14 protein-coding genes and 1 pseudogene are annotated in these 14,646 nt (G+C 73.5%); 9 read left to right on the forward strand and 6 right to left on the reverse strand.

Features of this window, described 5'->3' with window-relative positions; all coding sequences use genetic code 11:
* Nucleotides 1–294 precede the first annotated feature (294 nt).
* Entirely contained in the window at nucleotides 295–882 is a 588-nt protein-coding gene (locus ACFY1P_RS12365; protein ID WP_361524125.1) for a hypothetical protein, read from the reverse strand.
* A 494-nt stretch (nucleotides 883–1,376) separates the two neighbouring features.
* Here ACFY1P_RS12365 and ACFY1P_RS12370 point away from each other — a divergent pair, with 494 nt between their 5' ends.
* Nucleotides 1,377–2,879: a glutamate--cysteine ligase gene (locus tag ACFY1P_RS12370; protein ID WP_390750583.1), complete on the forward strand. Its 1,503-nt coding sequence runs from the start codon at nucleotides 1,377–1,379 to the stop codon at nucleotides 2,877–2,879.
* Between the two features lie 97 nt (nucleotides 2,880–2,976).
* Nucleotides 2,977–3,813 carry a CPBP family intramembrane glutamic endopeptidase gene (locus tag ACFY1P_RS12375; protein WP_390750584.1) on the forward strand — a complete coding sequence of 279 codons (837 nt, stop codon included), beginning with the start codon at nucleotides 2,977–2,979 and terminating at the stop codon, nucleotides 3,811–3,813.
* A gap of 299 nt (nucleotides 3,814–4,112) precedes the next feature.
* Here ACFY1P_RS12375 and ACFY1P_RS12380 read toward each other — a convergent pair whose 3' ends face one another.
* On the reverse strand, nucleotides 4,113–4,928 hold the full coding sequence (locus tag ACFY1P_RS12380; protein WP_361524115.1) for a PhzF family phenazine biosynthesis protein: 816 nt from the start codon (nucleotides 4,926–4,928) through the stop codon (nucleotides 4,113–4,115).
* Between the two features lie 135 nt (nucleotides 4,929–5,063).
* On the opposite strand from ACFY1P_RS12380, the gene ACFY1P_RS12385 reads away from it, so the two are divergent.
* The 4 genes and pseudogenes from ACFY1P_RS12385 (at nucleotide 5,064) to ACFY1P_RS12400 (ending at nucleotide 8,580) form a co-directional block, all read left to right on the forward strand.
* Nucleotides 5,064–5,672 (forward strand): PadR family transcriptional regulator, encoded by a 609-nt coding sequence (locus ACFY1P_RS12385; protein ID WP_361524113.1) that lies wholly within the window; start codon nucleotides 5,064–5,066, stop codon nucleotides 5,670–5,672.
* Between the two features lie 154 nt (nucleotides 5,673–5,826).
* Entirely contained in the window at nucleotides 5,827–6,396 is a 570-nt protein-coding gene (locus tag ACFY1P_RS12390) for a Clp protease N-terminal domain-containing protein (RefSeq protein WP_390750585.1), read from the forward strand.
* Nucleotides 6,397–6,408: 12 nt separating this feature from the next.
* Nucleotides 6,409–7,402: pseudogene (locus tag ACFY1P_RS12395) on the forward strand (DMT family transporter).
* 161 nt (nucleotides 7,403–7,563) lie between these two features.
* Nucleotides 7,564–8,580, forward strand: a complete 1,017-nt coding sequence (locus ACFY1P_RS12400; protein ID WP_390750586.1) for a DMT family transporter — start codon at nucleotides 7,564–7,566, stop codon at nucleotides 8,578–8,580.
* On the opposite strand, the gene ACFY1P_RS12405 is transcribed toward ACFY1P_RS12400, so the two are convergent.
* Nucleotides 8,567–9,310: a pyridoxamine 5'-phosphate oxidase family protein gene (locus tag ACFY1P_RS12405; RefSeq protein ID WP_390750587.1), complete on the reverse strand. Its 744-nt coding sequence runs from the start codon at nucleotides 9,308–9,310 to the stop codon at nucleotides 8,567–8,569. The two genes, ACFY1P_RS12400 and ACFY1P_RS12405, sit on opposite strands and share 14 nt — an antisense overlap.
* Before the next feature lie 35 nt (nucleotides 9,311–9,345).
* Between ACFY1P_RS12405 and ACFY1P_RS12410 the strand changes: the two genes are divergently transcribed.
* The gene (locus ACFY1P_RS12410; RefSeq protein ID WP_390750588.1) at nucleotides 9,346–10,653 is read left to right on the forward strand and encodes an aminotransferase class I/II-fold pyridoxal phosphate-dependent enzyme; all 1,308 of its coding nucleotides are present in this window, start codon (nucleotides 9,346–9,348) and stop codon (nucleotides 10,651–10,653) included.
* Between the two features lie 19 nt (nucleotides 10,654–10,672).
* Here the strand turns inward: ACFY1P_RS12410 and ACFY1P_RS12415 are convergent, their stop codons facing one another.
* Nucleotides 10,673–11,680 carry a DMT family transporter gene (locus ACFY1P_RS12415; protein WP_361524095.1) on the reverse strand — a complete coding sequence of 336 codons (1,008 nt, stop codon included), beginning with the start codon at nucleotides 11,678–11,680 and terminating at the stop codon, nucleotides 10,673–10,675.
* A gap of 74 nt (nucleotides 11,681–11,754) precedes the next feature.
* Here ACFY1P_RS12415 and ACFY1P_RS12420 point away from each other — a divergent pair, with 74 nt between their 5' ends.
* Nucleotides 11,755–12,660: a LysR family transcriptional regulator gene (locus ACFY1P_RS12420; protein WP_390750589.1), complete on the forward strand. Its 906-nt coding sequence runs from the start codon at nucleotides 11,755–11,757 to the stop codon at nucleotides 12,658–12,660.
* A gap of 170 nt (nucleotides 12,661–12,830) precedes the next feature.
* Here ACFY1P_RS12420 and ACFY1P_RS12425 read toward each other — a convergent pair whose 3' ends face one another.
* Nucleotides 12,831–13,298: a pyridoxamine 5'-phosphate oxidase family protein gene (locus ACFY1P_RS12425; protein WP_361524089.1), complete on the reverse strand. Its 468-nt coding sequence runs from the start codon at nucleotides 13,296–13,298 to the stop codon at nucleotides 12,831–12,833.
* Between the two features lie 133 nt (nucleotides 13,299–13,431).
* Between ACFY1P_RS12425 and ACFY1P_RS12430 the strand changes: the two genes are divergently transcribed.
* Nucleotides 13,432–14,085, forward strand: a complete 654-nt coding sequence (locus tag ACFY1P_RS12430) for a cysteine hydrolase (protein ID WP_361524086.1) — start codon at nucleotides 13,432–13,434, stop codon at nucleotides 14,083–14,085.
* On the opposite strand, the gene ACFY1P_RS12435 is transcribed toward ACFY1P_RS12430, so the two are convergent.
* The gene (locus tag ACFY1P_RS12435; RefSeq protein ID WP_361524083.1) at nucleotides 14,086–14,592 is read right to left on the reverse strand and encodes a Rieske (2Fe-2S) protein; all 507 of its coding nucleotides are present in this window, start codon (nucleotides 14,590–14,592) and stop codon (nucleotides 14,086–14,088) included.
* Nucleotides 14,593–14,646 lie beyond the last annotated feature (54 nt).

The raw sequence follows: 14,646 nt of genomic DNA on the forward strand, positions 1-14,646 counted from the left end.
CGCTCTGATGTGGTGGCTGTCCTGCGGCTCGATGCTGTGGTCATGCCGCCCCCCGTTGGCGAATGGTTTGGTCGATACCAGTGTTGCCCCACGGGCGCGATTCCGCAGGGATTTCCCGGCAGCGCTCCTCTGCCGAAGAGGACGCATCACCCATGCGGGCGGTTGCTGCCAACAAGACTGCCTGTTCGGGGGGTTCGGGGTGGCCGCGACGGGCTAGTCCGGGAGGGTGAGCACAGATGTACGCCCCGTGGCGGGTGTGACCACGGGGCGTGTCCGGTCCTTCGCGGAGGGGGTTCAGGCCGGGGTCTTGAGCAGCGGCGGCGGTGTGAGCCGGTGGGTGAGCACGGACAGCAGGTCGCTGAAGCGGTGCGCTCGGTGGGCGGCGATGCCGGGCGGCGCCGGGGCGAGCGGCACCAGCAGGTCGCCGGGGCCGGGCAGGCCGGAGGCCGCGTCCGCCGCGAGGTCACCGTGCAGCCAGAGGGTGAGCATGTAGAGCTCGGGCACCGACAGCAGGCGCGGCTGGTACGGCGTCGGCAGCGCCTCGGCCTGGCGCACCGCGAGCTCGGTGGAGGCCAGATACGGCCCCTCGAAGAAGTGGGAGAACACCCAGCCCTCGGCGGTCGGCGCCGTCTCGCCCGCCGCCACCGCGCGCTCGGGCCCCCGGATCAGGAAACGCCAGCCGGTGAGCTTGGTGCGAGGGGTGCCGCCGCGCGGGCCGATCTGCTCCAGAACGTGCACGGGGAGCGGGAGTTCGGGGGTCAGCGGCCCTTGCGCGGACCGCAGGGAGGGGGTGCGGGCCTCGCGCACGGCGGAGGGGGAGCCGAGGGCTGCGACGATGCTGAGCAGGGCGGGCGCGGGGGCGGGGAGGGCATGCAGCGGCATGGTGGGTCGCCTCTCACTTCGGAGACCGTGGTGCTGGGCAGGTGCGGACGACGCTGTCGGCGTGCGGGGTCAGAGGGGGGCCGGGGACCGAACCGACTGCGCGGGGCCGGGGCGCTGCTCTCTGCCCTGTTCCGCAGTTTATACGACACGTGTTCACATGGTGTTTCGGCTACCTGTCGCGAGTATTTCCGGCAAGGGGAAATCCGGCGCGCTGCGCCGGGTCGATTTCGGTGATTCTGTGCCGAATTCCAAGCCGTCACCTCGGGTTATTTACCGAGAAGGGTAGGCCGGATCTCGTCGGTGTTTATCACCAGCGCAATGCGCAAAACCGGAGTATTGCACCATGCCGACGGAATGTGCCACGGCGCACCCCTTGCAGAGCCTACTGCGTATGCGGTGCCCACGGGGGCGTTATGGATCACAATGGCTGGGCATCATCGACCGTGACGCGGGGCCGCCGGCGCCGGGGACGACCAGGTGAGGAGGGCGTTGCGATGGGTGAGAAGCTGGTGGCCGGGGGGTTCTACCCCGCCGACCGGCAGCGCCACCGGGACAAGCTCCGGCAGTGCCTGGACGTGCTGGCGCGGCTGCTGGCGGAGAAGCGGTTCGACCGTCCCAGGAACCTTATGGGTCTGGAGATCGAGCTGAATCTCGCGGGGTCCGACGGAACTCCGAGCATGGTGAACGCCGAAGTGCTGAAACGTATCGCCAGTGGGGATTTCCAGACCGAACTCGGCCGCTTCAACCTTGAAGTGAACATTGTTCCCCACCGGCTGTCCGGCCGCGTTCTCGACCAGCTCGCCGAGGAGTTGCGCACCGGACTTTCCTATGCCGACCGCAAGGCCATGGAGGTCGATTCCGGGATTGTGATGATCGGCATTCTGCCGACCCTGGACGACCGGCACCTCGTCTTCTCGAACCTCTCCGACGACCACCGCTACACCCTCCTCAACGACCAGGTGGTCGCCGCGCGCGGAGAGCACTTCACGATCGACATCGAGGGCGTGGAGCGGCTGACCTGCACCGCGGGCTCGATCGCCCCCGAATCCGCGTGCACCTCCGTGCAGTTGCATCTCCAGGTCACCCCGCGCCGGTTCGCCGCCGTGTGGAACGCCGCCCAGGTCGTCGCCGCCGCGCAGATCGCCGTCGGGGCCAACTCGCCCTTCCTCTTCGGGCGGGAGCTGTGGCGCGAGTCCAGGCCGCCCCTCTTCGTCCAGTCCACGGACACCCGCCCGCCCGAGCTCAAGGCGCAGGGGGTCCGGCCGCGGACCTGGTTCGGGGAGCGCTGGATCGATTCGGCGTACGACCTCTTCGAGGAGAACCTGCGCTTCTTCCCGCCCCTGCTGCCCATCTCCCACGAGGAGGACCCGCTCCGGGTGCTGGAGGAGGGCGGGGTGCCCGCGCTGCACGAACTGACGCTGCACAACGGCACCGTCTACCGCTGGAACCGGCCGGTCTACGGAATAGCCGACGGCGTACCGCACCTCCGCGTCGAGAACCGCGTGCTGCCCGCGGGCCCCACGGTCACCGACGTCATCGCCAACGTCGCCTTCTACTACGGGCTGATCCGCGCGCTCGCGGAGGAACCCCGGCCGGTGTGGACCCGGATGCCCTTCCCGGTGGCCGCCGACAACTTCGACACCGCCTGCCGCCACGGCATCGACGCCTGGCTGCGCTGGCCGAAGGGCGGCCGGAACGCGCCGCTCGCCCGCATGCCGGCCGTGCGGCTCGTCCTGGAGGACCTGCTGCCGATGGCCGCCGCCGGGCTCGACGCGTGGGGCATCGAACCCGCCGACCGCGACCGCTACCTCGGCGTCATCGAGGGGCGCTGCCTGCGCCGCGCGAACGGCGCCTCCTGGCAGGCCGCCACGTACCACCGGGCGCGGGAGCGGGGGTTGGGGCGGGACAAGGCGCTGGCCGCGACCACGCGCCGGTACTGCGAGCTGATGCGGACGGGGGAGCCGGTGCACTTGTGGCCCACGGGTCCCGGGGACTGACGGGCCTTCGGTACGGCCATGCCGCGTGTCCCCGCCTCCGCCCCCGACGGCGGCCTGGATTTTCCAGCCCGTCCGGCGTTTGACAAGCTTGGGGCCCATGACGCAGGGGACACCCAAGGTGGAGGCGGTTGTGCCGCAGAACGTGCGGGACGAAGGCGGCACGCTGCCGGCGCCCGAGGCGGCCGCCCGCCGGCTGCTGGGCAACGAGACCCTCCTCGTCCTGGCCCTGTCGCTCGGGGCCAGTGCCGTGTCCGCGCTGATCAGCTTCGTCGGCGCGGCCACCCGGCCCGGTGGCCTGAAGGAACAGGCCGCCCGCCTCAACGCCTCGCACGCCCCCGGCCGCCCCTGGCTGGACCTCGCCTGGCAGGTCTTTGGCATCGCGACCGCGCTGGTGCCCGTCTTCCTCGTCGCCCATCTGCTGCTCCGCGAGGGCGCGGGCCTGCGGGCCATCGGCTTCGACCGGCGGCGCCCCGGCCCGGACCTGGCCCGGGGCACGGCGGTCGCCGCGGCCATCGGCGGCACCGGGCTGCTGTTCTACCTCGGTGTACGGGCCGCGGGCTTCAACCTGACGGTGGTGCCCGAGTCCCTGCCCGACGTGTGGTGGAAGCTGCCGGTCCTGGTCGCCTCCGCCGTGCAGAACGCGGTGCTGGAGGAGGTCGTGGTCGTCGGCTACCTCCTGCGCAGGCTCGGGCAGCTCGGCTGGACGCCGATGGCCGCCCTGGCGGTGAGCGCGGTGCTGCGCGGCTCGTACCACCTGTACCAGGGGATCGGCGGGTTCGTCGGGAACATGGTGATGGGCGTGGTCTTCGTGCTTCTCTATCGGCGCTGGGGGCGGGTGGGGCCGTTGGTCGCCGCGCATGCGCTGATCGATGTTGTGGCTTTTGTTGGCTATGCGGTGCTGGCGGGGCGGGTGGGGTGGTTGCCTACGGCTTGACCGAGTGGATGCCGGGGGCGCTTCCGGGTGCGGGTTGTGTGCGCCTGCGGCGCTTTGTTCCCCTACCCCGCCCCTTCCCGAAACTGGGGCTCGTGCCCCAGACCCCCGGCTGCGGGCCGGTTCGCCGCCTGCGGCGGGAGCTCCCCCAGCTACCGCTGGGAGGTGCCCCCAGCGGGCGCGTCCTCAAACGCCGGACGGGCTGGATGGTGCGGGTTGCGGCGGGCGGCCTCAAATCCCCCCGCTACCTCCCCCAGACTCCGTCCGGGGGTGCCCCCAGCGGGCTGATCGGCCGGGGTTCTTCAGGCGAGCAGTTCGCCCTCGATGACCGTTACCGCTCTACCCGTCAGAAGTGTGCGGTCGCCGCGTACCGACGTGCGTACGAGGCCCGTGCGTGTGGAGGCCTGGAGGCCCGTCAGGTCGTCGCGGCCCAGGCGGGCGGACCAGAAGGGGGCCAGGGCGGTGTGTGCGCTGCCCGTGACCGGGTCCTCGGCGATGCCGACGTTGGGGAAGAAGCAGCGCGAGACGTAGTCGTAGCCGGATGAGGGGTCCTCGGCCGCGGCGGTGGCGATGATGCCCCGGCGGGAGTGCCGGCCGAGCGCCGCCGTGTCGGGGGTCAGCGCGCGTACGGTCCGCTCGTCGGCGAGCTCCACCAGGAGGTCGCCCACGTGCGGGCCTGTGTCGTGAGTGCCGAGCGGCTCGGCGCCCAGGGCGGCCGCGACACCGTCGGGGACGGCGGTGGGGACGAGCGGCGAGGTCGGGAAGTCCAGGGTGATCGAGCCGTCCTCGTGCGCGGTCGCGGTGAGGATCCCGCAGCGGGCGGAGAAGCGGACCGTGCCGGTGGCGGCGCCCGTCGTGTGCAGGACGTGGGCGGTGGCGAGCGTGGCGTGGCCGCACATGTCGACCTCCGCGGCCGGGGTGAACCAGCGCAGCGCCCAGTCCGCGTCGCCGCCCTCCGGCAGCCGGCGGGCGAACGCGGTCTCGGAGAGGTTGACCTCGGCGGCGATCCGCTGGAGCCGGGCGTCGTCGGGGAAGGCGTCGGTGTCGAAGAGGAGGACCCCGGCCGGGTTCCCGGCGAAGGGGCGGTCCGTGAAGGCGTCGACGATTCGTATCCGCATGGCGCGACGGTAGAAGTCCCGCGAAGCCGCAGGCCAGAGCCAATGCCCGGGAACTGGACCGGAAAGACGTTGTCGTTCGTTCGTTTCCGATATATCGTTGAGGTATCGCGACCGATCAACGATGGGAGGAACGTCATGTGGCGTTCACAAGGACACGAACACCGTGACGCGCATCGGCGGCACGGTGCGGGCGACTTCGAGGGGCGGCGCGCCGCCTTCGGGCCCTTCGGCCCCGGCTTCGGCGGTCCGCCGTTCGGCGGCGGCGGGCCGTGGGGGCGCGGGCGCGGCGGCGGTCCGGGCGGCAGGGCCCGGCGCGGCGATGTGCGCGCGTCGATCCTGGCGCTGCTGAAGGACCGGCCGATGCACGGCTACGAGATGATCCAGGAGATCGCCGAGCGCACCGGCGGCGGCTGGAAGCCGAGCCCCGGATCCGTCTACCCGACGCTCCAGATGCTCGAGGACGAGGGCCTGATCGAGAGTGCGAGCGAGGGCGGCAAGAAGCTGTTCACGCTCACCGAGGCGGGCCGCGCCGAGGCGGACACGGCTTCGCCGACGCCATGGGAAGAGGTCGGCCGGGGGTTCGACCGGGAGGCGGCGCAGGAGATCCGGCAGGCGGGCTTCGGGCTGATGGAAGCCTTCGGCCAGGTCTGGCGGACCGGCAGCAAGGAGCAGCGCGAGAAGGCGCTGGAGGTCATCAACGAGTCGCGCAAGAAGCTCTATCTGATCCTCGCCGAAGAGGGCTGAGCCGACGAGCACGGGCGGCGGGTGCCCCGAGGCGCCGGCACCCGCCGTCCTCCTCAAGGAGGAGGCGCCCGCCGCCCGTGCCCACCTCTCGTCGGATGCGCGAATGCTTCCCGCCGGGGATGCTCTCACGGCGCGTTCCTGGTGGGGTGGAAGGGTGCAAAGCCGTACATGTGACAGCGGACCGGCCGACTCCGCCTGCGCGAGCCTGTTCAGCGCCGAGCTGGCCTCGGCCGCCGCGGGTGCCCGCAGGCGTGCCGTGCGCGACGCCGACCGCCAGATCGACACCGCCCACCTGCTGCACACGCTGCTGGAGGCCGACCCCGAGGTGCGGCGGGCGCTGGACGGGAGCGGCGCGGACACCGTCGTACGGCTGCTCGGCTATCTCGTCCAGCGGACCATCGGCTACGGCCTGCGCTGGAGCGGCGCGGCCGAGGACTCCGGCGCGCTGCCTCTCTTCCCGGCGGGCCGGTCGCCGGAGTGGTCACCCGCTGCCGCCGCCGCGATGGAGGGCGCGGTTTCCCGCGCCCGTGCGCGGGGCGCGGAGCGGGCGGAAGGGGTGGACCTGCTCGCCGTGCTCGCCCGCGACCACGGCTGCCGGGCCGCGGAAGTGCTGGGCCGGGCCGGGGTCGACACCGGCCCGCTCGCCGCGCGGCTCGACGCGGTCGCCGGCTTCGAGACGCCAACTGTCATGAGCGAAAAGGGTGACAGTCCTGTCGGCGGCTGACATGCTGCTCGCATGCAGACGTCTCGGGGGAGAAGCGCCGGACTCGGCCTGGCCGTGGTCTCGGCGCTCGCGTACGGCGGATCCGGTGTCGCGGCCAAGCCGTTGATCCAGGCGGGCCTCGACCCGCTGCACGTCGTATGGCTGAGGGTGGCCGGGGCCGCGCTGGTGCTGCTGCCCGTCGCCTGGCGGCACCGCGCCCTGGTGGCCCGGCGTCCCGCGCTGCTCGTCGGCTTCGGCCTGCTGGGCGTCGCGGGCGTGCAGGCGTGCTACTTCGCGGCCATCTCCCGCATCCCCGTGGGCGTCGCGCTGCTCATCGAATACCTCGGCCCGGCGCTGCTGCTCGGCTGGGTGCGCTTCGTCCAGCGGCGCCCGGTGAGCCGGGCCGCGGCCGTGGGGGTCGTGCTCGCCGTGGGTGGCCTCGCCTGTGTGGTGGAGGTGTGGTCGGGGCTGGGCTTCGACGTGCTGGGGCTCGTCTTCGCCTTCGGCGCCGCCTGCTGCCAGGTCGGGCTATTTCGTGCTGGCGGACCACGGTTCCGGCGGCGACCGGCCCGCCGATCCGGTCGGTGTCATCACCTACGGGCTCCTCGTCGGCGCCGCCGTCGTGACCGTCGTCGCGCGCCCCTGGGGCATGGACTGGGCCGTGCTGGCCGGTTCGGCGGAGATGGACGGGACCCGGGTGCCCGCCGTGCTGCTGCTCGCCTGGATCGTGCTGATCGCCACCGTCGCCGCCTACCTCACCGGCGTGCTCGCCGTGCGGCGGCTGTCGCCCCAAGTGGCCGGTGTGGTCGCGTGTTTGGAGGCCGTCGTCGCCATCGTGCTGGCCTGGGTGCTGCTGGGCGAGAAGCTCTCCCTGCCGCAGACGGTGGGCGGGGCCGTAGTGCTGCTGGGTGCCTTCATCGCGCAGAGCTCGACACCCAAGGCGCCCGCGCCGGAGCCGGTGGCCCGTGGCGAGGGCGTACCGGCCGCCGCCGAAAGGGAGTTGTCCGGCGGATCCAGGCCCGCATAGGGTGTCGATCATGCCGATGACCGTTCTGCCGCCTCCCGCCGCCTAGCGCGGGCGGCCGCTCCCGGAGGACCGGGCCCGGGGTGTCACCACCCCCGGGCGGATCGCCGCTGCCCGCACAGGGACCACGCGATCACCTCATGTCTTCCGCGGGAGAACCAGTCATGCGATCCGCCCCTTCCTCTCTTCCGTCATGCCCTTCCTCGGGCACGCCACCCCGCCCCGCCGGCCGGCTTCCCGTCGGCCGGGGGCTTCTGTACGTCGCCTTCGCGGCCACCTCCTGGGGGACCACGGGCCCCTGCGCCGACCTGATCATGCGTGCCAGCGGGCTCGGGCCGGTGGCCCTCACCTTCTGGCGCACGGCTGGCGGCCTCGTACTCCTGCTGGCGTTCCGGGCGTTGATGCCGCGCCGTACGGGAGCGGCGCGCCCCGCCCGGCCGTACGAGCCGCTGCCGAGCCGGTGCGCGCGGCTGCTCGTCACGGGCCTCGGGCTCACCGTCTTCCAGGCCGCCTACTTCGCGGCGGTGGACGCGACCGGTGTCACCGTCGGCACCGTGGTCACGCTGGGCGCCGCTCCGGTGCTCGCCGCGCTGGGCGGGCGGCTGTTCATGGGTGAACGGCTCGGCGCGGGCGGTCGGCTGGCGGTGTCCGGCGTCTTCGCCGGGCTGGCCGTGCTGCTGCTCGGCAACGACGGTACGGGCGCGGTGCGCCCCGCCGGCGTGGGGCTGGCGCTGCTCTCGGCCGCCGGTTACGCCGTCGTCACCGTGCACGGCCGCCACGTGGGACGCACCGGGCGCGCCCACGACCCGTTCACCACGACGCTGACGTCCTTCGCGGTCAGCGCGGCGTGCCTGCTGCCGCTCGCGGCGGCCGAGGGCCTGTGGCCGCACACCCGTGAGCTGGGCGGCACGCTGGCGATGACGGCGTATCTGGTGAGCGTGCCGACCGCGCTCGCCTACGCGCTGTTCTTCGCGGGCCTGGCCGTCGTACGGGCCACCACCGTCACCGTGATCACCCTCCTGGAGCCGGTCACGGCCGCGGTGGTCGCGGTGCTGCTGCTCGGGGAACGGCTGACCGCCGCGACCGCGCTGGGCACGGCGGTGCTGCTGTGCGCGGTCGCGGGGCTGGCCGTCGCCGAGACGCGCGCCCCGGTGGTGCCCGGACCGGTCAGAGCGCGGTGACGTAGGCGGGCACCGGTATGCCCGGCGCCAGGTCGTCGGCCGGCACCGGCGTGCCGTAGGTGGTGGTCACGGGGACGACACCGCTCCAGTGCGGGAGGGCCAGATCCTCCGCCTCGTCCGAGGGGCCGGCGGAGCGGATCTTCGCGGACACCTCCGTGAGGTCGACGCGCAGGACGGCCGTCGCCGCGAGCTCCTTGGCCGTCGGCGGGCGGGAGTCCGCGGACCGGCCCGGGACGACCTGGTCCACGAGGGCGTCGAGGGCGGCGCGGAGCTCGCCCTCCTCCGTCACCGGCCGGGCCGTGCCGTGCACCACGACCGAGCGGTAGTTGAGGGAGTGGTGGAAGGCGGAGCGGGCCAGGACCAGGCCGTCGAGGTGGGTGACGGTCAGACAGACCGGCATGCCGGCCTCCTCCTCCCGGCTCGCGTCCCGCATGGGGCGCGAGCCGGTGGAGCCGTGCACGTAGAGGCGGTCGCCGATCCGGCCGTAGAGCGTCGGCAGGACCGCGGGGGCGCCGTCTCGCAGGAAGCCGAGGTGGCAGACGCTGCCCGCGTCGAGGATCGCGTGGACCTGCTCCCGGTCGTAGGAGGCGCGGTCGCGGTAGCGGGTCGGCGTGGTCCGCTCGGTGGGCTCGTACGAACCCCGGTCGTGCGGGGCGGACGGGGCGGTCGGGGCGGGAGCGTCAGGCGTCGCGGATGCGGCGGACAGGGCCGGGTCGACGGGAATTGCCATGGCGGACTCCATTGCACTAGTGCATACTGGGTATTGTGCTAGGAGAGTATCGGATCGAAGGACGCCGTGCCGCGGACATTTCCACGAGCGTGGAGCGGGCCGTGGGGGCCGGGCTGCTCGCGCCCGGCGAACTGCTGCCGCCCATCCGCGAGTTGGCCGTGCAGCTCGACGTCAACCCCAATACGGTCGGGGCCGCCTACCGCCTCCTGCGTGACCGGGGCGTGATCGAGACGGCCGGGCGCCGGGGCAGCCGGGTGCGCCACCGCCCGGCCAGCACCTCGCGCGAGCTCATCCGCGTGGAGGCGCCCGAAGGCGTGCGGGACGTCTCCACGGGCAACCCCGACCCCGCGCTGCTGCCCCCGCTCGGCGCGGCGCTCGCCGCCGCGGCCGCCCGCAGCGCCGAGCGCCCGGTGCTCTACGGCGAGCCCGCGGTGGACACCGAGCTGGAGCGCATGGCACGCGCCGCCTTCACCGCCGACGGGGTGCCGGAGGGGCCGGTCGCGGTCACCTCGGGCGCGCTCGACGCCATGGAGCGCGCGCTCGTCGCGCACCTGCGGCCCGGTGACGCCGTCGCGGTGGAGGACCCGGGCTGGGGCAGCCTGCTCGACCTCGTCCCGGCGCTCGGGCTGCGGCCCGTCCCCGTGCGCGTCGACGACGACGGCCCGCTGCCGGAGGATACCGACCGCGCGCTGCGCCAGGGCGCGCGGGCCCTGGTCGTCACCGACCGGGCGCAGAACCCCACGGGCGCGGTGATCGGCGCGGCACGCGCGCGTGAGCTGCGCGCCGTCCTCGCGGGCCACCCACAGGTCCTGCTGATCGAGGACGACCATGGCCACGGCATCGTCGACCTGCCGCTGCGGCCGCTGGCCGGCGCCACCGACCACTGGGTCGTCGTCCGCTCGGCCGCCAAGGCGTACGGCCCGGACCTGCGGCTCGCGACGCTCACCGGGGACGCCGTCACCGTGGACCGGGTGCGCGGGCGGCAGCGCCTCGGGCCCGGGTGGGTCAGCCATCTCCTCCAGGACGCCGTAGCCCATCTGTCGCGAAGCGGCGCGGTGGACCTGGCGGCGGTCGCCGCGTCGTACGGGCGGCGCAGGGAGGCGCTCGTCGCGGCGCTGCGCGAGCGCGGCGTCACGGCGTACGGGCGGAGCGGGATGAATGTCTGGCTGCCGGTGCCCGACGAGACGGCGGCGGTGGCGCGCCTGCTGCACGCGGGCTGGGCGGTGGCGCCCGGCGCCCGCTTCCGCCTCGCGTCGCCCCCGGCCGTGCGGCTGACCGTCTCCCCGCTGTCCATGGACGACATAGGGCCGGTCGGGGCGGGGTACTACGGGCGTTACGACTGAGGTGCCCGTGCCCTCGGGCTCAGCCCTGCTCGGCCTTCCGCCTGGGCTTGCTCTGGGTGAGCGCCGCGCCGGCGAGCACGATGACCGCGCCGACCGGTGTGTTCCAGGAGAGCCGCTCACCGAGGACGGCGACGCCCACCACCGTGGCGACGACCGGGGTGAAGTACGTCGTCAGCGTCGCGGTCGTGGGGCCCACCTCGGCCACCAGGCCGTACTGCACGAGGAAGGCGATGCCGGTGCCCAGCGCGCCGAGCGCGAAGACCGCCAGCACGGACACGGCGGGGAAGGAGGTCGGCAGGGGGCTGACCAGCGGGGCCACGACGGCGAGTTGGACGGTGCCGAGGAGGAGCTGGCCGCCGGCCATCGACAGGTGGGAGGCACCGGTGGAGGAGAGGGTGCGGCGCACGTAGATCCAGCCGATCGCGTAGCAGGCCGAGGCGATCAGTGCCATCACGGTGCCCGCCGGGTCCTGGCCGGAGAAGCCCTGCCAGGCGCCGAGCACGGTCAGCACGCCGAGGAAGCCGATGCCCAGTCCGGCGAAGCGGCGGCGGGTGGGCCGGTCCTCGGAGAGGGCGACGAGGGAGAGCACCATGCCCCAGAGCGGGGTCGTGGCGTTGCAGATGCCCGCGAGCGTGGAGGGGATGCTCAGCTCGGCGTACGCGAACAGCGTGAACGGCAGCGCGTTGAGCAGGAACGCGGCCACCGTGAGGTGGCCCCAGGTGCGGACGCCGCGCGGCAGCCGCTCCCGCTTGACGGCCAGCGCCACGCCGAGCACGGCCGTGCCGAACAGCATGCGGCCGAGCGAGACGTAGAGCGGCGCGAAGCCGTCGGTGCCCACCTTGATGAAGAGGAAGCTGCACCCCCAGATGACGGCGAGCGCGCCGAACCGGATCCTCCAGTCCACGGTGGGCCGGCCCCGTTGGCCGGCAGCCGCGCTGTTCGAAGCCGCCGCGGGCGGCGAGTCCGCGGTCGAAGGTGCGGAGGACGTGGGCGTGGAGGAGGCGGGAGTGGTGGTCACGGTGCGCATGTGCACAACAATGATCGAGACAACGGATTAGAACAAGCAAATAAAAATGGTCACTATCGCGTAGCATCGCTTATATGTTGAACCTGGACCGCCTGCGCACCCTCAGCGCCGTCGCCCGCCACGGCTCCGTCAGCGGCGCCGCGGACGGACTGCACGTGACGACCTCCGCCGTGTCGCAGCAGCTCGCCAAGCTGGAGCGGGAGACCGGCCAGCAACTCCTGGCCAAGCAGGGCCGCGGCGTGCGCCTCACCGACGCCGGACGACTGCTCGCCGACCACGCCTCGCGCATCCTCTCCCAGGTCGAGCTCGCCCAGGCCGACCTGGAGGCCCGGCGCGGCCAGGCCGTCGGCGAACTGCTGGTAGGCGCCTTCCCCACCGCGGCCCGCGGCCTCTTCCCGGCCGCGCTCGCCGGACTGCGCGAGGCCCACCCCCAGCTGCGGGCGCGGCTGACGGAGATGGACCCGGACAGCGCGGTGCCGCGCGTGGTGCGCGGCGACATCGATCTCGCGGTCGTCCTCGACTGGTACAACAAGCCGCTGCCCATGCCGGAGGGCCTGGCCAAGGCGCCCCTCCTCGACGACCCCGCCGATGTCGCCGTGCCGGTCGGCCACCCGCTCGCCGGCCGGCGGGAGGTGGAGCTGGAGGAGTTCGCCGACGACGAATGGATCTCCTGGCCCGACGGCGAGTTCTGCCACGACTGGCTGATGCTCACGCTGCGCGGCAAGGGCGTCGAGCCCCGCATCTCCCACATGGCCGAGGAACACCCCACCCAGCTCGCGCTGATCGCGGCCGGGCTCGGGGTGGGCATCGCGCCCCGCCTCGGCCGGGGACCGGTGCCGGAAGGCGTGCGCGTGCTGCCCGTCCGCCACACGATGCGCCGCCACGTCTACGCGGTCTGGCGCGCCGACGCCGACCGCAGGCCCTCGATCCGCGCGGCCGTCGACGCGTTGCGCGCGGCGGGGGAGAAGGTCTCCGCCTGAGCGCTCCGCTGGAAGTCCGGTGAGTCATCTGCGGGTGGTTCGTGGCTGGTCGCGCCCGCGCGGCGGAGCCGCACACCGACGCAGCCCCGCGCCCCTTCGGGGCGCTGCCGAACCGCACCGGACTTCGTCAAGCCCGCTCAGGGACGGGCGCTCTGCCCCGGGATCCCCGGTCAGCTGTGCGGCAGCTTGCGGAAGTCCCAGGACGTCAGCGTCGCCGGGACCAGCCGCAGCCAGGCGTGGCGGCCGTCGTGCGGCATGGCCGGAAGGCCGAAGTATTTCGCGGCGAACAGGGCCTCCGGGGCGTCGAGTCCGGGGCACGGCAGCCCGGTCCGGGGTGCCTCGCCGACGAATTCGGCTGTCCCGGTGAGCTCGGCCCCGCGCAGCTCTCCGTACGCCTCGCCGTCGTCGACCACCGCTGCCGTGCGGGCGTCGCGCCGGAGCTCGGCCCAGCGGCGGCTGCGCACGAGGGAGTACAGCCAGAGGGCGTGACCGTCCCAGACGAACCACAGGGGAGTGACGTGAGGACGCCCCTGGGGTCCGAGTGTCGCCACCCGGCAGGTGCGCTGTTCCATGAGGAAGGTGTCCAGCTCGGCGCGCGTCATCATGACGCGGCGGCCCCGGCGTTGGGCGATGGCCATGTGTCTGCCCCTTCGCGTTGCTGACTGTCCGCCAGAAAGCTTGCGGCTCACCGCCGTAGCGCGCAATGGCCGGCGGCCCTGATCCCGCGGGTCCGCTTTTCCGGCGGAACCGCGCGGCAGCGGGGAGAATCGCGTGAGCACCCATCCGACCTCGCCTGCCGCAAGGGAGCCCGCCGTGCCGTCCGAGACCGTGTTGCTCACCGTGGAATGCCAGCGCGGCGTCATAGGGCCCGACAGCGCCCTGCCCGAGCTCGCCGCGGCCGCCCGTACCTCCGGTGCCCTCGGCCGCGTCGCCCGTCTCGTGGCCGCCGCCCACGCCGCGGACATCCAGGTCGTGCACGCCCTCGCCGAGCGGCGCCCCGACGGCCGAGGTGCCGGGCGCAACGCGCCGCTCCTGCGCGCCGCCGAGCGGCTGCCCGTACGGCAGTTGGCCGGCAGCACGGCAGTCCGCGTCGCCGACCCGATACCGGTCGGTGACGCGGACCTCGTCGTACGGCGGCTGCACGGGCTCTCGCCGCTGGCCGGTACGGGCCTCGACGCGCTGCTGCGCAACCTCGGCTGCCGCACCCTCGTGATCACCGGCGTCTCGGCGAACGTCGCGATCCCCAACGCCGCCTTCGACGCCGTCAACCTCGGCTACACCGCCGTCGTGCCCACCGACGCCATCGCCGGCGTGCCCGCCGACTACACGGCGGCGATGATCCGGCACACCCTCGCGCTCGTCGCCACCCTCACCACCACCGAGGAGCTGCTGCGCGAGTGGCACCGCCCCCGCCGCACGGACTGATCACGCCAGATGGATCGTGTCCCCCCGCACCGTGACCCGCTCCGCGGTCAGGGGCTTGTGCGCCGGGCCGTGCCGCACGCTGCCGTCCTCGGCGCTGAACTTGCTGCCGTGGCACGGGCAGTTGATGGTGCCGCCCGAGATGTCGCGCACCAGGCAGCCCTCGTGCGTGCAGACCGCCGAGAACGCCTTGAACTCGCCCTTCGCGGGCTGGGTCACCACCACCTTGGTGTCCGGGAAGACCTTCCCGCCGCCCACGGGGATGTCGGCGGTCCTCGCCAGGGCCCCGGCCGCTCCCGAGGGGGGAGCGGTGGAGGCCTCGGGAGCGCTCGCCGACGTCCCCGAGGCGCCGGGCGCTTCGGAGGATGCCGGTGCCGGGGCGGTCTTCTTGTCGCCCGAGCTGTCGTCCGAGCCGCACGCCGCGAGCACGGCCGCGAGGCCGGAGGCTCCGGCGGCCGCGACGACGGTACGACGGCTCGCGCCGGGCCGGACCGGTGACGTATGCGTCATGTTCGCTCCTCTGGGGTTGTCGGTTTCCTCGAAGTCATACGGAACCGGCGGCAC

Source organism: Streptomyces sp. NPDC001407, assembly GCF_042895325.1.
GTDB lineage: Bacteria > Actinomycetota > Actinomycetes > Streptomycetales > Streptomycetaceae > Streptomyces.